General features: G+C 62.7%; 25 protein-coding genes and 1 tRNA gene. 8 read left to right on the top strand and 18 right to left on the bottom strand.

The window, feature by feature from the left end; all coding sequences use genetic code 11:
• The first annotated feature begins 1,125 nt into the window (after positions 1 to 1,125).
• The 3 genes from JQ592_RS08970 (at position 1,126) to JQ592_RS08960 (ending at position 3,062) form a co-directional block, all read left to right on the top strand.
• Entirely contained in the window at positions 1,126 to 1,335 is a 210-nt protein-coding gene (locus JQ592_RS08970) for a hypothetical protein (RefSeq protein WP_211402468.1), read from the top strand.
• Between the two features lie 869 nt (positions 1,336 to 2,204).
• Entirely contained in the window at positions 2,205 to 2,501 is a 297-nt protein-coding gene (locus JQ592_RS08965) for a hypothetical protein (protein ID WP_211402467.1), read from the top strand.
• A gap of 198 nt (positions 2,502 to 2,699) precedes the next feature.
• On the top strand, positions 2,700 to 3,062 hold the full coding sequence (locus JQ592_RS08960; protein ID WP_211402466.1) for a hypothetical protein: 363 nt from the start codon (positions 2,700 to 2,702) through the stop codon (positions 3,060 to 3,062).
• A gap of 213 nt (positions 3,063 to 3,275) precedes the next feature.
• On the opposite strand, the gene JQ592_RS08955 is transcribed toward JQ592_RS08960, so the two are convergent.
• From JQ592_RS08955 to JQ592_RS08910, 10 genes are all read right to left on the bottom strand, one after another.
• Positions 3,276 to 3,464, bottom strand: coding sequence for a hypothetical protein (locus JQ592_RS08955; RefSeq protein WP_211402465.1), 189 nt, complete (start codon positions 3,462 to 3,464; stop codon positions 3,276 to 3,278).
• Positions 3,465 to 3,475: 11 nt separating this feature from the next.
• Positions 3,476 to 6,742, bottom strand: a complete 3,267-nt coding sequence (locus tag JQ592_RS08950; RefSeq protein WP_211402464.1) for a bifunctional DNA primase/polymerase — start codon at positions 6,740 to 6,742, stop codon at positions 3,476 to 3,478.
• A gap of 3 nt (positions 6,743 to 6,745) precedes the next feature.
• Positions 6,746 to 7,066 (bottom strand): hypothetical protein, encoded by a 321-nt coding sequence (locus JQ592_RS08945; RefSeq protein ID WP_211402463.1) that lies wholly within the window; start codon positions 7,064 to 7,066, stop codon positions 6,746 to 6,748.
• 59 nt (positions 7,067 to 7,125) lie between these two features.
• Complete coding sequence (locus tag JQ592_RS38830) at positions 7,126 to 7,278, bottom strand: helix-turn-helix transcriptional regulator (protein ID WP_371260025.1); 153 nt, start codon at positions 7,276 to 7,278, stop codon at positions 7,126 to 7,128.
• 207 nt (positions 7,279 to 7,485) lie between these two features.
• The gene (locus JQ592_RS08935; protein ID WP_211402462.1) at positions 7,486 to 7,647 is read right to left on the bottom strand and encodes a hypothetical protein; all 162 of its coding nucleotides are present in this window, start codon (positions 7,645 to 7,647) and stop codon (positions 7,486 to 7,488) included.
• A gap of 13 nt (positions 7,648 to 7,660) precedes the next feature.
• A complete protein-coding gene (locus JQ592_RS08930; protein WP_211402461.1) occupies positions 7,661 to 7,861 on the bottom strand; it encodes a helix-turn-helix transcriptional regulator in 201 nt (66 codons plus the stop codon).
• A 102-nt stretch (positions 7,862 to 7,963) separates the two neighbouring features.
• Positions 7,964 to 8,461, bottom strand: a complete 498-nt coding sequence (locus JQ592_RS08925) for a hypothetical protein (RefSeq protein WP_211402460.1) — start codon at positions 8,459 to 8,461, stop codon at positions 7,964 to 7,966.
• 1 nt (position 8,462) lies between these two features.
• On the bottom strand, positions 8,463 to 9,737 hold the full coding sequence (locus tag JQ592_RS08920) for a tyrosine-type recombinase/integrase (RefSeq protein WP_211402459.1): 1,275 nt from the start codon (positions 9,735 to 9,737) through the stop codon (positions 8,463 to 8,465).
• A gap of 413 nt (positions 9,738 to 10,150) precedes the next feature.
• Positions 10,151 to 10,636 (bottom strand): hypothetical protein, encoded by a 486-nt coding sequence (locus tag JQ592_RS08915; RefSeq protein WP_211402458.1) that lies wholly within the window; start codon positions 10,634 to 10,636, stop codon positions 10,151 to 10,153.
• Positions 10,637 to 10,692: 56 nt separating this feature from the next.
• A complete protein-coding gene (locus JQ592_RS08910; RefSeq protein ID WP_211402457.1) occupies positions 10,693 to 11,178 on the bottom strand; it encodes a hypothetical protein in 486 nt (161 codons plus the stop codon).
• A 306-nt stretch (positions 11,179 to 11,484) separates the two neighbouring features.
• On the opposite strand from JQ592_RS08910, the gene JQ592_RS08905 reads away from it, so the two are divergent.
• Both JQ592_RS08905 and JQ592_RS08900 read left to right on the top strand, forming a co-directional pair.
• Complete coding sequence (locus tag JQ592_RS08905; protein WP_211402456.1) at positions 11,485 to 11,937, top strand: hypothetical protein; 453 nt, start codon at positions 11,485 to 11,487, stop codon at positions 11,935 to 11,937.
• A 168-nt stretch (positions 11,938 to 12,105) separates the two neighbouring features.
• Positions 12,106 to 12,180: transfer RNA gene (locus JQ592_RS08900), tRNA-Thr, on the top strand.
• Between the two features lie 383 nt (positions 12,181 to 12,563).
• Here JQ592_RS08900 and JQ592_RS08895 read toward each other — a convergent pair.
• The 3 genes from JQ592_RS08895 to JQ592_RS08885 form a co-directional block, all read right to left on the bottom strand.
• On the bottom strand, positions 12,564 to 12,983 hold the full coding sequence (locus JQ592_RS08895) for a GFA family protein (protein ID WP_211402455.1): 420 nt from the start codon (positions 12,981 to 12,983) through the stop codon (positions 12,564 to 12,566).
• Positions 12,980 to 13,669 (bottom strand): class I SAM-dependent methyltransferase, encoded by a 690-nt coding sequence (locus tag JQ592_RS08890; protein WP_211402454.1) that lies wholly within the window; start codon positions 13,667 to 13,669, stop codon positions 12,980 to 12,982. Before JQ592_RS08890 ends, JQ592_RS08895 begins: the two co-directional genes overlap by 4 nt.
• Before the next feature lie 80 nt (positions 13,670 to 13,749).
• Positions 13,750 to 14,469: a class I SAM-dependent methyltransferase gene (locus JQ592_RS08885; protein ID WP_211402453.1), complete on the bottom strand. Its 720-nt coding sequence runs from the start codon at positions 14,467 to 14,469 to the stop codon at positions 13,750 to 13,752.
• 353 nt (positions 14,470 to 14,822) lie between these two features.
• Here JQ592_RS08885 and JQ592_RS08880 point away from each other — a divergent pair, with 353 nt between their 5' ends.
• Positions 14,823 to 15,014: a hypothetical protein gene (locus tag JQ592_RS08880; protein ID WP_211402452.1), complete on the top strand. Its 192-nt coding sequence runs from the start codon at positions 14,823 to 14,825 to the stop codon at positions 15,012 to 15,014.
• 3 nt (positions 15,015 to 15,017) lie between these two features.
• On the opposite strand, the gene JQ592_RS08875 is transcribed toward JQ592_RS08880, so the two are convergent.
• Entirely contained in the window at positions 15,018 to 15,185 is a 168-nt protein-coding gene (locus JQ592_RS08875; RefSeq protein ID WP_211402451.1) for a hypothetical protein, read from the bottom strand.
• 105 nt (positions 15,186 to 15,290) lie between these two features.
• On the opposite strand from JQ592_RS08875, the gene JQ592_RS08870 reads away from it, so the two are divergent.
• Together JQ592_RS08870 and JQ592_RS08865 are read left to right on the top strand one after the other, a co-directional pair.
• Entirely contained in the window at positions 15,291 to 15,680 is a 390-nt protein-coding gene (locus JQ592_RS08870) for a hypothetical protein (RefSeq protein ID WP_211402450.1), read from the top strand.
• A gap of 303 nt (positions 15,681 to 15,983) precedes the next feature.
• Positions 15,984 to 16,238, top strand: coding sequence for a hypothetical protein (locus JQ592_RS08865; RefSeq protein WP_211402449.1), 255 nt, complete (start codon positions 15,984 to 15,986; stop codon positions 16,236 to 16,238).
• A gap of 20 nt (positions 16,239 to 16,258) precedes the next feature.
• Here JQ592_RS08865 and JQ592_RS38745 read toward each other — a convergent pair whose 3' ends face one another.
• The 4 genes from JQ592_RS38745 to JQ592_RS08845 form a co-directional block, all read right to left on the bottom strand.
• Entirely contained in the window at positions 16,259 to 16,501 is a 243-nt protein-coding gene (locus JQ592_RS38745; protein ID WP_211402448.1) for a DUF6719 family protein, read from the bottom strand.
• Positions 16,502 to 16,766: 265 nt separating this feature from the next.
• Positions 16,767 to 17,474 carry an outer membrane protein gene (locus JQ592_RS08855; RefSeq protein WP_211402447.1) on the bottom strand — a complete coding sequence of 236 codons (708 nt, stop codon included), beginning with the start codon at positions 17,472 to 17,474 and terminating at the stop codon, positions 16,767 to 16,769.
• A gap of 286 nt (positions 17,475 to 17,760) precedes the next feature.
• The gene (locus tag JQ592_RS08850) at positions 17,761 to 18,195 is read right to left on the bottom strand and encodes a hypothetical protein (RefSeq protein WP_211402446.1); all 435 of its coding nucleotides are present in this window, start codon (positions 18,193 to 18,195) and stop codon (positions 17,761 to 17,763) included.
• 197 nt (positions 18,196 to 18,392) lie between these two features.
• Positions 18,393 to 18,830 carry a His-rich protein BRANT gene (locus tag JQ592_RS08845; RefSeq protein WP_211402445.1) on the bottom strand — a complete coding sequence of 146 codons (438 nt, stop codon included), beginning with the start codon at positions 18,828 to 18,830 and terminating at the stop codon, positions 18,393 to 18,395.
• Positions 18,831 to 18,899: the final 69 nt, after the last annotated feature.

Genomic DNA, 18,899 nt, shown 5'->3' with positions numbered 1-18,899 from the left:
CTACTCGGAACGAATTTTTACGCCATTACGTTCGTAGGTCCGTTCCGGGTCACGAGCGGCGGTCGAGGATCACGAGACACACGTCCGCTCTACCCCTGACAGTGGACCGGCGCGGCCTTACGCGAGCGGACCCGCGGACTCGGTTGATCGCATCACTTGGTGGCGCGTCATTTCGCGACGAGAGATTGGCGGCCCTAGCCTTTCCACCCCGCTTCCCTCGCTTTGCGAGCTGGTTGAGGTCGCGGGGGGCGTTTCGGGTGGCTAGTCATTGCAGGCTTTCCGTCTGGACGCTTGACCAGTTCGAACGTGGCAACGTGGGTGCTTTCCGCCCAAGACTCCAATGCAGCCCCGCAGACTTCACAGGATACGTGGCCGCTATGCGGCATTAAGCACGTCGGTTCGATGCGCTTATATTCAGCGCCGCACTCGCATCGGACAAGTGTTGTTTCCATTCTCGAAAACGCCCGAGGAAGAGGGCAAGGACCCGGCGGCGGTGGAGCTACCCCGCGGAGGGGGTTTGCCTCGCTCCTCCAACGCGCTTAGACCAGCAGCGTTCCTTTGTCAGGGATCTGCCCCCGGCCAACGGTCCACGTCGGTTTCGGGGTCACGAGCGTCACCCTCTGCGATAGACGGCGGCCTGTCGATTTCCGCTATGCCTCGTTAGCGAGACCGATCATCAGCTCAATTGGGCTGCAACCAAGCAAGCTACCGTGTGAGTTCCAGTTCCAGGACTTGCAGTCCCACGGGGGTAATCTCGTATCTGCCACCTCGGCGGACCAGCAACCCAGCTCTGACCATCTCATGCGCAGTCTGCTCGCTACAAACAGGGTGGCTGCCGCCGGGGTAGTAAAGCCTGCCAGTTCGGTTGATAAGGTGTCCGTATAACTGTGCGTGACGCAGCGCTCTGATTGTCTGCTTCTCCATCGCTCGCTCCCCCTTGGGGGCTCGAAAGCACAGCAGTCCCGCCCGGTCCCGGGACCACTGTGATGGCCATTATACGCCAGCCAATTCCGAAATGTTTACATGAAAACGCGCGGGCTAAGAGTTCTTGATTGGACGTTGAAGTTCTAGTGAGCCCAAACAATACTAGGTCGACCGGAATAATCCTCTTCAAGGAGCGTCCCGATGCCTGACGTAAGGGAAAAGCAACGCGAAGCCCGCCGGAAGATCATTCGCCAATGGGCGAAGCTTCCGAAGGATAAACGGCAGTCTATGGAGGGGATTTCTCAATTCGCCAGGACCGCCGCTCAGCAGAACGAGAACGCATTCGTCCGCAGTCGTCGCGATCCGTATCAGAAGATCATGGGATGGCTATTGCCGCGTGCTCATCTCTGAACGACTGAGTCCTCTGCACATCCTTCGAAGGCGACACCGGGTTCTTCAGCTTGACGCCGTGTGGCGAACGGCCCGCGAGATTTAGGGAGCAAGCCACGCACCTTGTCGCAAACCACATTGAGCGGGATTTTGGAAATCCGATCAGGCGACGCCCGATTTCCGTTTAGGGTCAAAATGCGAAGAGCTCGACTTGAGCAGATCCAGTCCGCTACGTCCCAATAAGCCGACATCGCAGGAACGAGCGCCAAGATCAGCAGGGGGCCAACAGGTGATGTTTCAAACGAAAGAGGCCGTCAACTGAGGCGGCCTAAATCGTCCCAGGTGAGATTGCCACATTCGCCGCATTTGAAAATGCGCACCGTCTTCCCCTTATGGATATCTAGTAATGTGGCGAGCCAAGGGGATGGAGCGTTGCAGCGAGGGCAGCGGCGGTCTTCATGATCCTGTTGAGGCGGCGACTTATCGCGACTCGAAGAGTCCATCATTCGCTCCACTGCGAGCGAAACCGTCCCCGGTGCTGTGAGGCAGCCTAGTGGCGTTGTTGTTCCTGTAGTTTGTGCTCTAGTAACTCAGCCATCTTGCGATATTCCTCGGCCATCTCCTCCAGCGCCCTGCGGGCTTCCTCCGTGCTCGTAACGACGGCCTGTCGTTCGCATATTAGCTGCAGGTGTCGATAATCCGGGACTGTTCGATAGTCTGGGGCCATTCGGCACATCCTGTCGTTCCATCAAACTCGGACACCAGCAGATTCCAACTTAGGACACTAAATACCGACAGTACCGAGAGTTCCATGGAACGAAAAAGAACGCTTCCGTTTGTTTCTCCGTAGCCAATGGGGCTGAGATCCCTCTGAAACAAGGAGTCATTCCATGACTTCTCGTGCCGCAGAGTTCGCGCGCGCTGCCGCTTGGAGCACGTATCTAATGGCCCACACAGGCGTGGAGGAAGACGACGATCGGCGTACCGCGCTTGATCGGTACATCATCAATCTTTGCGAGTCTGGCGAGCAAGACCCTATTGCTCTGCAGAAGGCCGGGCTGGCGTATCTGCACCGGCTAGACCAGTTAGGTGAGGAGCGCGAGGAGCGGCTCGCAAGATACCACACCTTGGACAGAGCGATAGAGAAACCGGGGAACGAAGGTCTCCGCCGCGACTTTAGAACGTGAGGCCGTCGCTCGCCGTCAACAGAGAACGGCGCATGTCGCGGATAGCCAAAGGTCCTCCGGACCCGCTGATCAAAACAGCGCTAGCGCAAGATAGCCAAAAGTGGCGGTCTCCAGTTCCATTGAATGGGGAGCCATGGTCGCTGGTGGGAAAGCCAGCGGGAAAGCTGCGCTTTCCCCTGTGCGGAAGGAGACTTCGCTATGCCCCGCCGCATCGACATAGACCACAAACACAGCCGAGCAATTATTAACGTGATTGGCAAGGAACTGCGCGCGTCGCTGAAGCCTGAGCCGGAACAACCAGAGAGTCTCAGAGCGCAACTCGAACGGCTTCGGGATTTGGAGTCACCATTAATCGTTCCCGCGGACGAGCATGGGGAAAAAGGGCGGGCATTGTCGTCTCATGCAGACTCCGAAAAATACCTGGAGCTAGCCGAGCACTACCGGAGCGCAAAACTCGATACCAAGGACCGGACTGCCCGCTACCTACTTGAGACGCTTGAACACAGCTATGGGGTGCTTGCGCAGAGCACAGTTGTGCTGCGCCGTTTGTTCCACAAGTAAGGCCGCCTCATTGGCGGCCTCTTTCATTTGAACACGTTCTCTTCTTCGTTCGGGTCCGCCAAGTGACGCTCATAAAGGCGACCGTCGCCTATGGGTCAAAAGTCGCCGGTTGGAAATTGGCCGGAGACTTCCGGTCTGTCCCGGTAAGCGGACGTCAGCGGGATCACCCCAGCGTGCCGTAACTTGCCTGCTGGGAGGTGTGTACGGTCGAGGTCAGGTCCCGAGCAGCTTCGCGCATGCCATGCCTGCGCCGAACAGCGCCGCGCCAGCGACCATCCCGCCGATGGGGAAGGGCCAAAGCGGCTGAGCATCCTTTGCGATCGGGGCGCGCTGCTCGGCCGCGAACTTCCGGGTCTCTTTCTGCGCGCGGTCGATGTGGGCAATTCGCTCTTGGAGGTTCATGATCGCAGAGCCTACGGGTTCTGTTGGAGTTCGTCAAAGAACGCTGCGATTGCTTCCAATGCGGGCGAAAATGCAGCTGCCGACTTCAAGCGATTTTCCGTCTCCCGACCGATCTTGGCGAAGGTGGCGCGCGACGGCATTCGCTCAACCTCGAGTCTGGCCAGCGGCCCCAGCCGGTCTTCCAGCCACACCCGGAGGGCGGGGACGCCGCCCGGCAGGAGGCCGGGAAGATACCAGCCGGTGTACCGTTTCTGGCCGGAACCGACCTTCTGGTAAGTGAACTTTCGGACGCGCGAGGAGTCGGTGGAATCTCTAATAAGAGACTCTATAGAGAAACCACCGACTCCTCGCGCACCCCAGTCCGTCGTACCGAACGCCAACCCGGCGTCGCGGCTGTTCGTCAGAACCACGCCTTCAGCCGCCATGTCGGCGGTCCCCCCCGGGGCCACCCCATCCCACCGCATCACTTCATGAACCGTGACCGGCAGCGGCACGTCGCACACAATGTCGAGCCAGCAAGGTTCCGAGCGCCGGTGGGGCCGCAATCGACCAACCGCCTGAAGTAGTTCGCCCGTGGTGATCCGCCAGCGCAGCGCCTCCGCAATCGGCTCGGGGTGGCGATCAATCGTAGTTGCGACAACGGAGCCATCAGCAAGCTGGATACCGCCCGGATGCTTATCGAAGAAATGACCTTCGTCACCGGATACCGGACGCCCAGCGAAGACCGATGCCAAGGCTTCAACGGCGGACCGCCTGGGGGCAGGACGCCCGATCACGATCAGCCCGGCAACGTCTTGCATATCGTTCATGCCAGCCAGCGCCCCAAAGTGCCGAGCGATTACGTTGGCCGGAAGCTGCCCGGCGACCTGGTCAAGCACGCCCTTGTAGGTGACGACCCCGATCTGGGAGGGCGCGGCCAAGGCAGCCCGGAGCCGAACGAACCGGACAACGTCCAGCACGTTACGCGGCTTCGGCGCCTCCCATAAGCCTAGCTTAGACATGCTGACGGGGGCGCCGATGATCTGCCGCACCCGAACGTGAGCCGGCCACTTGGCGGCAACAACCGGCTGTTCGGTCACCACCGGCGGAAGGCCGGGGGCTTGGATTTCACCAAGCGCAATTGCGATCAGCGAAGCCGGCGGCGCGGTGGCGTCGAGAACCAGCGTCGGCGCATCACGCCATGACGGATGCACCGTTCGCAGCGGCGTCACAGACACCTTGCCGCCCTCGACCGTAATGCGCCCCGATTGCGATCGGTCGCCAATGGTGGACTCGATCTTCCATTCCTCAAGAAAGATCGCGATCTCCCGCCAAAGCGTCCCGGCGTCCCGCGCAAGCTTGTTACGGGCAGCATGGCGATAGGCGGCGGTCCTGAGTTCGCTTTCCCGCATGTCGGGGCGCAAGATCGTGGAAGTGACGCGACGTTGCTCTAGCCAACCGACCGCGTTGGCGACTTCGGCGTCAATCCCGTGGTCGATTAGCGCGGCGCGGGCCAACGGGCCGTCGCCGTTCGCCTTGATCGCGGCGGCAAGGCGGTGGCGGAATCGCTCGACCGCGTCGTGGTCTTCGTCGCTACAGCCTTCGATCTTTGATCCGAGCAGCGCTGCTACATCGACCTTCACCGGATCGCCGATTGCGCCGTCAATGAACGATTCGTCGATCACGATCGCGTCGGGCGGGAAAATGAAGTCCGGTCGCTTCGTGTACAGCAACGCTGCCGGGGTGACCCATACGGACGGACGCGCCTCGCGCTGGCGTTCCATGCCGCACGCCTTCGCAAGCGGGCACCGGATAATCTCGTTATCGATCCGGCGCTCGCACACGGAATCCCGGATGCTGACGCCAAGGTCACGCGCGGCTTTATAGGCCGGGATGTTACGGCACATGAGATGCTCGGGCGCGAGCGGGTCGGGGCGTTCATAACCGCGATAGACTTCGGCCTTGACACCATCCGATGCGAAGTCCGCCGCGATCTGTTCCGCAAGGTCGTGGCGGGGCACGACATAGGCGATGCGGCGGCCGAGCCGAGCTTGCTTCGCGGCACCCTCCCGCGCGGCGTGGGTTTTACCGATACCGGCTTCCGACCGCACCGCCGTGACCGGATGCACCGGCAGGATCAGCGGCGGCTTGAGTGCCGCCTGATTCCGAACCGCGATGCCGTTCAAAATGGCGTTCGCAAGCTCGGGGCCGGTTAGCGTCTGAAGACGCGCGGTTGCCTCGTCAAGGGGGACACGCTGGTCTGGATAGCTCGGCACCACCGCCGATGCCGACGCGCCATTGCGCAGATGAATTAGCGGCGCGTCAGGGAGGCCGAGCTTGTCGCGGAGCCAGTCGCGCGCCTCGCCGTAACTGATCTCGCGCGCCTTGGCGACTACCCTGATCGGCGTGAAGGTCTCCATGGTGCCGAAGTCCTGAATGCCGATCGGATGAAACGACAGGTTCGGATTGCGCTTCGACATCTCGCGGCCCGAGCCGGACGCGCGCCATGGTGCGACCACCCGGTACGTCGGCCCGCGCCAGCGGCCCCCCGGCAAAAGCGCAGGAGCCCAGGCGGCCAAGTTCGAGAGCGCCACCGTATTCAGATCGTCATGCCACAGCATGTCGTCAGCCGTCGCGCCCTGCGCAGGCCGCTCTACAGCCTCGCCACGCGGCTGGCGATGGGCGGGTTCGTCCCACCCATGCGCACGGAGGATTGCCTCCATCGTGTCGAGATGGGCGCCAGTGAACGCCGGAAGCTCTTCTAGCTGGGTATCGAGCAGCGTCCGCTCAGTCGTCCATTCATACGGGCGGCCGGTGTCGGGATGAATCGTCGGCGGTAAAACCGTCTGTTTGCCGACGCTCAGAAAATCGAGCAGCCCCCGCTTATCGGCGGTGCGGTAGTTCTTAGACGGCAACGACTCGACGGCACGAAATAGCGCCGTCCGACCTTTCCGACCTCGCTTGGCCACCATGACCGGCGGCAGCACCGCGAGGATAGGATCAACCAAAGCGTCGTCGTCAATATCGACAGCGACCAAGCCATCAAAGCCACAAGCGAGGCCAATGCCCCCGCCGTAGCAGTCGGCCATCCTTCCCCAAGCAGCGGACTTGGCGGCGGATGCGCGCTCGGTACAGAAGCTCTGCCAGCCGGGCAAACCGAACCACGGCCCATCGCCTACATCGGTGACGAAGCCGCGATAGATGCCCGGAGATTTCGTGCCAGCGCCGATCGGCAACAGCGAGTAGCCGTTGCCGTGCATCGCGAGCGCGGCGGACTCGAACGAAGAAGAATCAGGCATGGCTTAGAGCCAGAGCGCCGCGATGTGCTGCCAAAGCGCGCGGTGCGGGTCCAACCAGAATACCTCACGCGCTGCCTTTTGGATTTCTGCGAGCGGGATAAGTCGCCTCAACATCGGCCGCTCGGTGTTGCGGAAGAACACGCTGCCGTCCTCAAACACGCGCATTTCGTAGTCGCGATGCGACTGGCGGCGCATGTGCTTGTCAAACTGGCGAGCAGCGGAGAGAACCGTGTCCGCGTTGATCGGCGTATACGCGGGAGACGCGACCCAGCGCTTAGATGCTTGCGCGCACGCCAAGTCGGGATTATAAAAATCGGGCTTCATCAGACTTTCCTTTTTGCATCACCCGCCGCCTGCCAGCGCGCGGGTTTTGCTTTTATGGGCTACGCGACAGCAACACGCCGCGCTTCCAGCCATAGGTCCACGTCCGACCGGCGGTAACGCACGGCACCGCCGGGAAGCCGGAACCAAGCCGGTCCGGTGCCTTCACGGCGATACCGCTGCAACGTCGGTCGCGACACGCCAAGTTCCGCCATGAGGTCATCTTGAGGCAGCAGCGCTGAGTTTGACATTTTTGGTCTCCAATCGTTCGTGAAAGCAAACGAACACGCCATCACATAGTTGAACAGGCCATTATGATCTCCCCTGCCGAAAATCCTCTTGCGCAAGGCAAAAAAACACCGACGCGAAGCTAGACGCCGCGTCGGTGGCAACGTTTCGTTGATACTTATTGCTGGGATGTATCAGGCAAGCCCGGCGTCGATCAGGTCGGCGCGGTCGAGAAGCGCCTGCTTGCACAAGGCCTGATCGGTCGGGCCAAGCGTGGTCTCTTCCTTGCTTCCGAGGCAGTCTGCGAGCAGGCGCAGGTATTCGGGCGAACCGATTTTGGGGTTGTTGTCGTCCATGGTCAGCCCTCCCTTACGCCGCGCATTCGTTGGAATTGGCAGCCGAACGCGTAGCGAGCCATGCCTCAATCTCCGCTGCATCGAAGAATCTAGACCGGCTGATGTAGATCGGCGCGGGGAAGCCGTGCGTTCGCAGCTTAACCAGCCGCTCGAAAGTTGACTGCGGCATGTCGAGCTTGCTGCGCACGGTTTCGGACTTAATCAGTTGCTTCACGTTGGTCCTCTTGGTGTTTGATGAGGTGCCAAGAGGTATCGCGAGAGCGAGGCTTCGTCGTCTCATTTAGCTAGCCCCACTTCGTTGGAAACCATCCGTCGCTCATCCGTCGCGATGATAGGGATGGCCGTCGAGTTCGGCTTGGCTCATGTACTGGATATCAGGGAACCGTTTTTGAGCGTTGTAGAGCGTCGTTTTGCTAACGCCGTGCCGTTTGGTGAGGACATCCGTCACGTGAGTGGCAGAGAATCCCGCGAGACGCAGCCGCGCGGCGTCAACTGCAATATCATAATCGCGGCGCGCCCGAAAAACGGCTGGCCCAGCGTCGCGATCTTTGAAGTTCTTCCAGACCAACCCGACCTCTTCGTTACTGATTGTCGCCTTATTGTCCCCCTGAAACGCAAGGTCCGCGACCGCCCCGACTGCCTCAGCAAACCTATCGATTTCTTTGTTGATTGAGTCCGGAATCTCGCAGCCGTACTTGCGACCGAGGGAAAAGGCGCGCCATGCGGCAGAGGCATCACCATCCCGTTCAAAAACTTCCACCATGACAGCGATCTCGCTGCGCACCATGTCCAGTACAGACGGAAGGCCTGCCATATCACGCCTCCGCCTTGAACGGCACGACGTTTGACTCTCGCACCGCCGTCAAGCTGGTGAGGAAGTCCGCCCATAAGTTAAGCGCGTGGCGCTTCTCCTGAGCGAACGAGTGTCGCTGATAAACAGCCATCACGCCGCGCATTTGATGGTTCAGCACCCGTTCAACAGTCACAACGTCTACCCCCAGCCTCGGCATGGTGGTGGCGGCCGTGCGCCGCAAATCGTGAAGTCGCCAGGGCTCGATTTTAACCTCCTCAGGATTGTCGCCGCCCGCCGCCGCGTCTTCCCGCGCGATCTCCAGCATCACTTCATCAATGCGCGTTTTCGCGTGGGCCGCAGAGAATGAGGCGAACACGCGGGGCGTGTCCTTGACCCTGTCCATGCTCGTCAGAATCTCAACGGTGATCGGGGCGAGCGGAACGGCATGGGCGCGGCCGTTCTTCGCGCGCGCACCGGGGAGGGTCCATGTCGGTGTGTCGCTGGTCAGGTCGAGTTCTGACCACTCCATGTCGCCGACTTCGTTCAACCGCTGCGCCGACAACAAGAGCAGATGGACGAATTGGCGCCGAGGCCATTCAAGGCGGTCGATTGCCCGCAGCAGGAGCCGCAATTCATCATCGGTTAGGACTCGATCCCGAGGGACCTCCTTCACGACGGCCGTTCCGTCAAAGGGGTTTTTTTCAACCAGTTCTTTGGTAATGCACCATTGAAAGAAGTGCCGCCCATACGCCCGGAGCCGTTTCGATTGGATCGGCGCGCGTACCTTAACCGTGTCGAGTACCCGGATTGCATCGCTCCGCCGGATGTCATCCACGCGCTTCTTGGCCCATCCTTTCAATTCCTTGTCGAGAACTCGCCGTACCTCCCGGCCGGACTTCAATCCATCGGCGTGGTCTGCGTAGTAGCGAGCTAGCACGTTTGCGACCGTATCTTCGCGGCGTCGGGCCTCCTGCTCCTCGGCCGCGATCCGTGCAGCTTCTGCCCGGCGACTGGCGCGCTTCTGGTCGGCGGGGTCCGCACCCATCGCGCGTTGCCGTCGTGCATCGCCGGCCGCATCACGAGCCTGCGCCAGCGTGAGCGCGCCGGGACCGCTGGCAGGGCCAAGCACTACAGTCACGTCTTGCTTGTCACCCCGTCTGAACCTGTAAACGAACGTTCGCACCCCGGACGGATACACCAATACGCGTAGGCCGGGATGCCCCACGTCCGGTAGGGCGTAGCGCTTCGCTCGCGGCTTTGCGTGTTCGATCGCCAACGCAGTCAGCGGTTTTTTCATCAGCGCCCCTTTCCAAGCCCCACTCCAAGCCCCAACAAATACCTAGCTGTAGCGGTATTTCCTGGGATGTCGTCAGCTACCAGTAGAGGGTGATACCATTGATTAAAATGAGATTTTTTGACGCATGTGGGGCTTGGCGGTAGTTGCCGAAACCACAAGATGCCTGACTGTAAATCAGCCGCCTCATGGCTTCGCAGGTTCGAGTCCTGCCTCCCCCACCAGCCTTCGCTCGCTTCGCGAGCTTCGGCTTGGCAGGCCAGTTCAGAACATCATGGCGCGAAGTTAGCGTAGCCGGCAGGCGTGGGCGGGCTGTCGATCAGCGATCGCCGATACAGAACAGTTCACACCAATCAAACAAAACGCCCGTCCGCATCACGCGAACGGGCGCTTCGCAAATCTCAACCGATCAGGGATCAGTAGTAGCGGCGCAGCACGCGATGACCGCCGTAATACGGCGCGTGACGGTGGGCGTAGCCATAGCGCGGGCCGTAGCCATAGTGCACGCGCGGCAGATAGCCGTAGCGCGGGCCGTAGCCGTAGCGATACGGACGGTAATACGGGCGGTGATAGGGAGCGGCGCGATAGCCATAGCCGTAGCCGTAATTGGCGGGAGCGACGACCGCATCCTCACGATAGGTCGGATACGGCGCGAAGGCGCCCGGGCCGGTGTAGGTCGGGCCCTGGTTGACGTAATAGTACTGCGTGGTCGGATCGGCGAGACGCTCATAGGCGCCATAGCCATAGCCGTATCCATAACCATAGCCGCCGCAGCCGGTGTTGCAGCCGGTATAGACCGGCGCAACGGGTGCGCACGTGGCGAAGCCGCAGGCCGCGGCAGGCGCAGCCCCGACAAACATCACGGCAGCCGCCGCGACCAGTCCCGAAATCATTTGACGCATTACTCTCTCCTGTTGATTTCCGTTTGTTGGAATTTGTCTTGGATTCTTAACGCTTCTTAACCCGGCGGCTTGCCGGGCATTTCGACATGCGGCCGTGGCCGGGGACGCCGCGGACGTTCGTTGATCTCCGGCGCGTAGATCACCGGCGGCGGGTCGACGGGCACGTCCATCTGCGCCGGCAGCGGCGCGGACGACGCGCCCCAGCTCTGGTGATAGCTCTCGGCGGGCTTGGGCAATTTGCGGTTCGCGGGCGGCTCGACCTCGAGCCGGCCGTAGCCGGGCCGCAAGCCGAGCGTCGGATAATAATGACCGACGTCGGAGGGCTGCCGCTCGGCGACATAGCGTCCGCCATAGATCGTCGGCTGCACCTGGACGTTCTTGCCCAGGCCCCAGACACCTTCGACGACGCTATAGGACGCATCGATACTGTTGATGATGATGGGCACGCCGGGACGGCCGGGCACGACGATGTCGAAGCCGCCGTCGGCCAACGCCGTCGCGGGCAGTCCGATCAGAATGGCAGCGAGCGCCACAGCGCGCATGAGAAGGCCCCGGTTATCCGGAACACAACCTATCCGATCGCGACAGGGAGAGGGTTAAGGCCTGCTCACCAAATTCCGGTAAGCCTAACGCGTAAGGATCGACAGCTGATCAAATGCCGAAAGGCGCGCTAGCAAAGCGTTAACGCGGCGCAAACGCGCGGCACGTGCCGGAGCGAGCAAGGTTGCGTGGCACAAATTTCACATCCTGGGCGGGCTCACGTCGATGTGACCCCGCAGGCGAGAATCCGCGGAACGACTGCCGGAGGTGGCATTTAGCACAGGTCTCAACAACATGGAGAAAATGCCATGACGAGCCCAAGGCTTCTTGGCTTGGCCGCGATCGTCGCGTCCACGCTGGCAACACCGGCCTTCGCGCAAGCCACGGTCGACAATTCGGGCCGCTGCACCGGGCTATTCCAGGATCCCAATTGCCAGAATCTCGGTCCCGGCAATTCCACCGCCGACCGCGCCTATCGCCGTCGCCACATGGCCCGCAACCAAGTGAATCCGAATGATCGAACGCAATCGGGCTTCTGGCCGCTCGATACGGCGGGCGCAGTGGCTGGCGCGGCCGTCGGAACCGCAGCAACGGTCGCCGCCGCGCCGTTCCAGGGCTGGGGCAATTCCTACGCGAGCTACGACCGCGGCGGCCCCGGCTGGAACGGCAACTGGGACGCCTATGCGGCCCGCAACGGCATCGTCTGCAGGCCCGGCACCTGGATCAAGGGCGAGGACGGCCGGCGACACCTCTGCCAGTAAGGCTTTCTTCCATCGGGTTGAACGGCTTCAGGCGGCCCAACAGGCCGCCTGTTTCATGCCGGCGAGACGCCGCCTTCGGGTTCTGGCACTTTCCAACCAAGTCTGGTATTGCGGCCCGCGGGCGGACAGCCCCGGCACATGCCGGGCTCGGCCCCGCTTTCCAGCGTCGCCGGCTTAGCTCAGCGGTAGAGCAGCGGTTTTGTAAACCGAAGGTCGGGGGTTCAATCCCCTCAGCCGGCACCATTGGTTTAGCCGACACCGCGCCGTGGCTTGACGTGCCGGCGACCACCGCAAGAACCAAATCATCGGTTCGGCGTTATCCTCGCACATAGAGCCGTCTCGCGGAGGTCTAGCGATGGACCCGAATGATCGAGCAGCCTTAGCCCTAGCCGCTGTCGCCTTGGCCATCGCCATTGTGGTTGCATCGACAGTCACGTTAGAGCGCGTCAATACCCGCACCGCCAGCAACGACGCACCTCCCGGAACGGTAGGACTCGCCAGGCCTCACCCGCCGCTGGACCGTGCTCCCGGTGAACCGATACAGACGACAGGAACGCCGTCCAACGCAAGGCAGCGTCCCTGACCGAACACCGGCCGCGCCGGCACCAGCGCGCGATGCCCGCGCCTCAACCTGAACTCTTCCGCGCGCTGCTCTGTTCGAAGTGCTCGACACCCGAGCCGGCGATCTCGACCCAGCCATGTTTCGATTGCTCGAACACCGATCTGACGGGCGCCGGAAAATCCGGGTCCGCGATGGCGCCGACGGCAACGCCGATCATCGCCGGCAGATTGTCGGCCTTCCAACAAACCGTCGAGCCGCAGTCGGAGCAAAAATAGAAGCGGACTTCGCCCCCGCTTGCGGCGGCGCGAACGTACTCCTTCGGCGCGCCGGAGATCGTGACGGCTTCGACCGGGTAGAACGCACCGACACCGAACGGCGCCCCGGTTCGCCGCTGGCAGTCGATGCAATGACAGGCCGCGACCAGCCTGGTCGGTCCCGGAAGCGAAAGTGAAACAGCGCCGCAACTGCATCTGGCATCGATCATCGGACATCCTCCAGCCGCCAAAGCCCAAGGCTCTTGTCGCGCCAGCCGCCGCCGCCGCCCTCCTCGCAACGCTCATTAACCAGCTCGTGCGGCGCGGCCCAGTTGAACGGCGCCTTCTCCATGTTCAGCGCGCGCCAGTCGCCATCCTCGCAATCGCGATTGTCGTCCCATTCGGGAAACGTCGTGAGAAGCAGGAAGCGCGCGCCGCTCGCACGAAAATTCCGCAACGCAAGCGAGATGTTGTCGAAACTCAAATGCACCAGGCAGTCGCGGCACAGGATCAGGTCGGCGGGCGGCAGCACATCGCGCGTGATATCCCGAACGTGGAAGCGACCGGATAGCTCACCGCGCGCCGCGCGCTCGCTATTGGCTGCGATCAGCGACGGCACGATGTCGATGCCGGTGTAGTCGAGATCGAGCTTCATGCGGCCGATCCAGCCCGCATCGCCGCAGGGCGCATCCAGCAGCGAGCGCACGCCGAGCCGTTGCAGCAGCGGAGGAAGCGCCCCCCGGATCGCGGCCGTGGCGACATCCCCCGAACCCAGACCGGAGACCGAGCTCGCCGCGCCCCAAAGGTTGGTCCGCTCGATCCGCTCGAACCTGGCGGCGAGATCGAGGCCCGCGAAATTATCGCGGTCGGCGACGAAGCGTTCGTGGGCCAGCACGGGAGGACGATTGGGGATCATCGGAGAATTCCAAATCCAGATTCCATCGCGAGCGCAGTCTAGACATGAAGCGTCGCCTCAGAAATCACCGGCCTCGCCACTCAAGCCGGCTTCTGCCACTCCATCATCTGAAAGTAGGGCACGCGGCGATGAAAGGCGTTTCTGCGGGGGTCGCCGCCCGCGGGCTCCGGCTCGACGAACAGGCGCAGTTGAAGCCCGTGTTCGAGCAGCAGCGTCATGTAAGTGCCGAGCGGACGATGCCAGTTCTGAATCCGGATGCCGCGCCAGCTCACCCAGATCGGGCGCTCGTCCATGTAGTGATCGATCGCGAAGCGCATCTCGCCCTCGCGGTCGCGTGTCCAGCCGTCCGGCTGGCCCGCCGTGTTGAAGCTGGTCAGGTTGGCGATGAGCAGCGTGCCGCCCGGCTGCAGCGCCGCCACCATTTTTGCGATCGCGGCACTGAGATGCGGCATGTCGATCAGGCTGAGATAGCTGACGACCAGGTCGAAGGGCGCATCGAAATCCATCGTCTCAGCGCGACCGAGCCGATAATCCCCGCCGGGGTCGAGCTCCCTGGCACGCACAAGCAGCGCCTCGGTCGGATCGATGCCGGTGGTACGGATGCCGGCGTGCTGCATGATGCGGCAGAAGCGTCCTTCCCCGCAGCCTACGTCGAGCGCATTCTGGAAACCGCGTCCTTCGATCCGCGCGCGCATCGGCGCATCCAGCACGAATCGGCGGCCGTAGTCGCCGTCTTCACCCTGCTCGATGATCCAGGCGGCCGCGGACGCGGTCCAGCCGTCGCCGACATCTTCGGTCATGGGCTGCTTTCGAAGGGGCGCGGGCGCGTAGCGCCGCGAGGACGGCTACTGACCACACATTGGGCCGAAGTTCAACATGAGGTAGCATGCAGCCCGCATGCGTCCCACCACCCCCCGAGAGAAAGCCAAGATCATCGCCGGCACCGTGACGGCCGCATCATGACGGCCGTCCTGCTGGTCATCGCGCTTGCATTTCTGCTAGCGCACTAGAAGTGCGCGGCGGGCAACAGCCGCCGCGCACACCGTACGCAGGAATCTTCCGACTTCGTCCTTCTGACGGCGCCCAGCCACCGGAACCAATCGTCCGCATCGATCGTTCTCGGCCCATGCGGATACGCGAAGAAAATCGAAACATGGTGCTGCTGGGAACCGTGACACTCTGCTGTGCCATTGTGGCCGGCACGCTTGCGCTGCTCGAGCCCGTCTTTGGGCGGGCGCCGCAGAGGCAGATCGCCGAGAGCAAACCTGTCGATGTCGTTGCGCCGGCGGCGGTCCGGGTGGTCGGCGCGCCCTTCGTGCCGAACGTCAAACCGCGCGAACGATAGCACTCATCTCGCCGGCGTGCCTTCGGCCTCCTCGGCCTGGGCATGAACACGGGCCAGCTCCTCGACGAATGCGATCACCTCCGCCCGCTTGTCCGGCGGCAGCGAGAGGAAGGCGCGCACAAGCCTCAGGCCCTCCACTTCGAGCGACTGTTCTTCTTTCCCGGCATCCATCTACCTACTGTCGGGCGACCGGGAAAAATATGCAATCCCTTTGCAGGATTACCTCCTTGATTAGCCCCTCCACCTTTGGTGGAATGGCCCCAGCAGGGGTCGCCCATGAAGTGGATCGCGGAGCGCGACGCACTGATCGCGCAGACACTGGCCTTCGTTCAATCGGTAACCGGCAAGAAGGATGAGCTCCATCCGCCGGAGCCCCCGCCTGCTGCATTCGCGGTCACCACGGAGATCGTGACTGTGCGGGCTGTTGCGGTCGAAACCGACCCGCCGCCGGCCGTATCTCCGCCCGCCCCCCAACCTCAGTCCCTGCAGATCCCGCCGCCGCCCCCCGGTGGCGATTTCCGTCGCGAGATGCAGGCCAGGATCGCGAATTTCCGCAAGCATCAGGAGCGGTTCGAGCGGGAGCGCGAGGAATATTGCGCGGCGACCCTGACCAAGCTTCGCGCCGCGCTCCGCGACGTCGGCCCTCCTCCACCGGCCGAAAAGTAGCGCAACGGCCGTCCGTCAAGGACTTACAGCCAGGACCACACCAGCCAGAGATTGGCCGCGCAGGCGCCGAACAACGCCAGCGTCAGCGGCAGGAGCATGTGCCCGCAGGAGGTTTTCAGGTCGCTCGTCATGGCCGAAACATCCGCTGATTCCGGCTGGAGAGTCCCAGGGATTCTTTTTTTGGGGATTCAGGACTCGTTTACGACTCACGGCCGTGGGTCCTGATCACGGTCCCGTGATCACCCAGCCGGCCGGAACCCCTCGCCCGGGAAGTCGTTAATGCGCTTTCCCGGAGCGGAAAGAATGCCCTACGCCCTGTTCTGCAACGACGCCCAAATCAGCAAGGCCTATCCTGATGAGTCCGACGTCTGGAAATTGGCGCAGCGGAGCGGCCTGGTCGTGGATGTCAGCACGGATGAAGAACGTGCCGGGCCGCGTCGGGTGCTCGACAACGACTACGAGATCAAGCCCTGCCGGGCAGCCCAGGGGGAGGACCCCGCCATGAACAAGGCCGAGGCCGAGCGCCAGTCCAGGATGGAGCTTGAGCTGAATTCTTAAGGCCCGGCCCGGAAGCCGGCTCAGGGCGTCGCAGTCGCGAGGGAAGCCTGCTCGCCAGCCAGGACCACGCAAGCCTTGCGGCGGTGCAGCCCGCGGATGGCACCGGTGACCTTAAGCACCTTGCCGGACGGACAGGAGGCGTCCTTGACGAAGGCCACCTCATAGGGTGCCAGCATCAGAGGCTCGGATTTGAGGATTGTTTGAGCAGAGCACGGCAGGGCGAGCGAGCACGAGAGCACCACTGCCGACACCAAGATACGCATGACCGTCGTCCCACCAGCCCGGGAAGTCCCATAATAACGCGTTCCGGAGCGCGAGTTCCGTAAGCGGCAAAAATTATTTTTGCTTTACGCCAGCCCCATGACACGCATGAGAAAGCGCGTGCCGGACTGTTTGCTTGCAAATGACGCGCCAGATGGTTCACGCAAGGCAAACGACACACCGACAAGCCGGAGCCGGCAAACGAAAGGCCGGCGGGGAGCCGGCCTTTGTCAGATCTTTGATCCCTCTGGATCGCTTTTGGCGGGGTCAGTAGCGCGAGCCTGCCGGACCGCCCCAGCCGAAGCGGTAGTTCACACCGACCTTGACGGTATGCTCGTCTTCCCGGCCGCGGACGCCGACGATGTCGGCCGGCCCGGACGTGAAGGTCGTGCTGCCAAAGTTGTAGTACTGGTACTCGGCCTTGGCCGACCAGCTCGGCGCGAACATGTATTCGAGGCCGGCGCCGACGGTGTAGCCGTCCTTGCTGTTGCCAGTGGTGGTGAAGGTCTGCGGCACTCCGGCGATGTTGACGCCAAGGCCGTTATTGCGCCAGGCGTAACCGCCCTTGGCATAGAGCAGCGTCGGCCCCCAGGTGTAGCCGATCCGGCCGGTCACCGACCCGAGCTGGTCGGTGTTGGACGTCACCTGCGTGCCCAGGGGGAACGTGACACCGTTGTTGTTGGTCGGCAGCCAGGAGTACTGGGCCTCGACACCCACGACCCAGTTGGGCGCGAACTGGTAGTCGAAGCCGCCCTGCACGCCGCCCAGGAAGCGGGCGTCGCTCGACTGGAAGCTGCTGTCGCCGGCAAACGCGCCGCCGACGTGGCCGCCAATGTAGAAACCGGTCCAGTTGTAGATCACCTGCGGCGGCGTGGGGGCCGGCGCTTTCGTGTAGGGGCGCGGCTGCATGTCGGCTGCTGCGGCCGGCGCGGCCAGCGCAAGCAAGGCGACTGCGCCCAGCAAAATCGTTTTCATATCCATCCCCGTTCTTTCAAATCGACCCTCAGCAAACAACGTGGCGTGAATTTGGTTGCTTCGCGGCGATGCCGGAACGTTGATCGCTCGCGACTGTGACGGGGTGGCAACATCGCGATTTTGTTCCGTCACGCCGCCTTGCACCGACCGATCTTGTCGTTTGCGCAAGGCTTGCCGTAACGATTAGTCGCAAGGCAAATCCACCCCGTTCAAAGCTCGCCGAAATGTGATCCAGCGGCTCCGGCCGCCCTCGTTCTAGCACCAGGCGATGAAGGCGGGCTTTGCGCTACCGCGTCATCTTTTCCAGTTCCGGAAAGGGTGCGTAAACCGCGCCGGCGCAGAGCTCGCTGGCTTTGTCGACGACGCGATCGGCCCGTCCGTTGACGAAAATCACGGCGCGCTCGCGCGCGCCCTTGTAGCTGCCGTCGGTCTCACGCGGGTTGAAGCGCAGACAGCTGACATAGAACTGCCGGCCACCGACCGGCCGTTGCACCGGCTCGGCCATGCTGGCCTCGCGCACGCCGACCGGATTGTTGAGATAGGTGCGCATCAGGGCCAGCGTGTCGCTGCGGAAATTGTCGGGAAAGGGCTGCGGTCCTCCGGCCTGGGTCCCGTCCATCAAGGAGGGACGGTCGCCGTCGCTGAAGAAACACGCCGCGAGCGCCAGCGGCAATGCCAGGACCAATGCCGCGCTCACCGCACGTTTCGCCAATCGCCCCACAGATCACGTTCTCCGCTCGCCCAGACTCGGAAAGACGTTCTAGCCCCAAGGCCGCGCGAAGGGAATTCGCTTGCGCAACGCACCGGCCCGCCGCCGGCATCTCGCACTTTCGCGCAAGGTGCCGAACGGCGGGGCGGGCCTGGATTCCGCACGCGGCAGCAGGGCAATGCCAGGGATGCCGCCGCGCGGGATCAGACTTAGCTGCGCTTCTCGGTCGTCACCGGCTTGGTGACGTCCGGCTGCGTCTTCAGCGACTTCTTCGACACCTGCTTGTGGTGATGGCGATGCTTCCGCACCGTCTTGTGCTCGTCGGGCGTGACCGCCGCGTTCGCGTTCATCGCCTTCGACTTGCCGTCGACCTTGGCGTCCGCCTTGACGTCGGCCTTCGCATCGGGAGCCTTGGCATCGGGAGCCTTCGCGTCAGAAGCCTTGGCACCCGAAGTCTTGACGTCCGACGTCTTGGCATCGGCCTTGACGCCGGCATCCGGCTTCGCGGCGGTGGTCGACGCCTTGGTCTGGCTCTGGTCCGCCTTGATCACCGGCGCGGTCGTGGTGGTCTTGCCGGCTTCTGCGGCGAAGGCCGGAGCTGCGATCACGGAGGCTGCAAGCAAGGCTGCGGAAATGGTCTTCAACATGGTGGTCTCCTCTTGGAAGGATCTTGAGGCGGCGCCCTCTCGCCGACCCTTCGATCGTAGGTGGGAGCC

The sequence above is a fragment of the Bradyrhizobium iriomotense genome, from assembly GCF_018129405.1.
In the GTDB taxonomy this organism is placed as follows: domain Bacteria; phylum Pseudomonadota; class Alphaproteobacteria; order Rhizobiales; family Xanthobacteraceae; genus Bradyrhizobium; species Bradyrhizobium iriomotense_B.
This window is presented reverse-complemented; position numbering and strand designations above follow the sequence as displayed.

Bases quoted from the DNA above. Each gene is read 5' to 3' on its own strand.
- JQ592_RS08970 (WP_211402468.1), top strand. From the start codon at position 1,126: ATGCCTGACGTAAGGGAAAAGCAACGCGAAGCCCGCCGGAAGATCATT.
- JQ592_RS08965 (WP_211402467.1), top strand. From the start codon at position 2,205: ATGACTTCTCGTGCCGCAGAGTTCGCGCGCGCTGCCGCTTGGAGCACG.
- JQ592_RS08960 (WP_211402466.1), top strand. From the start codon at position 2,700: ATGCCCCGCCGCATCGACATAGACCACAAACACAGCCGAGCAATTATT.
- JQ592_RS08955 (WP_211402465.1), bottom strand. From the start codon at position 3,464: ATGAACCTCCAAGAGCGAATTGCCCACATCGACCGCGCGCAGAAAGAG.
- JQ592_RS08950 (WP_211402464.1), bottom strand. From the start codon at position 6,742: ATGCCTGATTCTTCTTCGTTCGAGTCCGCCGCGCTCGCGATGCACGGC.
- JQ592_RS08945 (WP_211402463.1), bottom strand. From the start codon at position 7,066: ATGAAGCCCGATTTTTATAATCCCGACTTGGCGTGCGCGCAAGCATCT.
- JQ592_RS38830 (WP_371260025.1), bottom strand. From the start codon at position 7,278: ATGGCGGAACTTGGCGTGTCGCGACCGACGTTGCAGCGGTATCGCCGT.
- JQ592_RS08935 (WP_211402462.1), bottom strand. From the start codon at position 7,647: ATGGACGACAACAACCCCAAAATCGGTTCGCCCGAATACCTGCGCCTG.
- JQ592_RS08925 (WP_211402460.1), bottom strand. From the start codon at position 8,461: ATGGCAGGCCTTCCGTCTGTACTGGACATGGTGCGCAGCGAGATCGCT.
- JQ592_RS08920 (WP_211402459.1), bottom strand. From the start codon at position 9,737: ATGAAAAAACCGCTGACTGCGTTGGCGATCGAACACGCAAAGCCGCGA.
- JQ592_RS08915 (WP_211402458.1), bottom strand. From the start codon at position 10,636: ATGCGTCAAATGATTTCGGGACTGGTCGCGGCGGCTGCCGTGATGTTT.
- JQ592_RS08910 (WP_211402457.1), bottom strand. From the start codon at position 11,178: ATGCGCGCTGTGGCGCTCGCTGCCATTCTGATCGGACTGCCCGCGACG.
- JQ592_RS08905 (WP_211402456.1), top strand. From the start codon at position 11,485: ATGACGAGCCCAAGGCTTCTTGGCTTGGCCGCGATCGTCGCGTCCACG.
- JQ592_RS08895 (WP_211402455.1), bottom strand. From the start codon at position 12,983: ATGATCGATGCCAGATGCAGTTGCGGCGCTGTTTCACTTTCGCTTCCG.
- JQ592_RS08890 (WP_211402454.1), bottom strand. From the start codon at position 13,669: ATGATCCCCAATCGTCCTCCCGTGCTGGCCCACGAACGCTTCGTCGCC.
- JQ592_RS08885 (WP_211402453.1), bottom strand. From the start codon at position 14,469: ATGACCGAAGATGTCGGCGACGGCTGGACCGCGTCCGCGGCCGCCTGG.
- JQ592_RS08880 (WP_211402452.1), top strand. From the start codon at position 14,823: ATGGTGCTGCTGGGAACCGTGACACTCTGCTGTGCCATTGTGGCCGGC.
- JQ592_RS08875 (WP_211402451.1), bottom strand. From the start codon at position 15,185: ATGGATGCCGGGAAAGAAGAACAGTCGCTCGAAGTGGAGGGCCTGAGG.
- JQ592_RS08870 (WP_211402450.1), top strand. From the start codon at position 15,291: ATGAAGTGGATCGCGGAGCGCGACGCACTGATCGCGCAGACACTGGCC.
- JQ592_RS08865 (WP_211402449.1), top strand. From the start codon at position 15,984: ATGCCCTACGCCCTGTTCTGCAACGACGCCCAAATCAGCAAGGCCTAT.
- JQ592_RS38745 (WP_211402448.1), bottom strand. From the start codon at position 16,501: ATGCGTATCTTGGTGTCGGCAGTGGTGCTCTCGTGCTCGCTCGCCCTG.
- JQ592_RS08855 (WP_211402447.1), bottom strand. From the start codon at position 17,474: ATGAAAACGATTTTGCTGGGCGCAGTCGCCTTGCTTGCGCTGGCCGCG.
- JQ592_RS08845 (WP_211402445.1), bottom strand. From the start codon at position 18,830: ATGTTGAAGACCATTTCCGCAGCCTTGCTTGCAGCCTCCGTGATCGCA.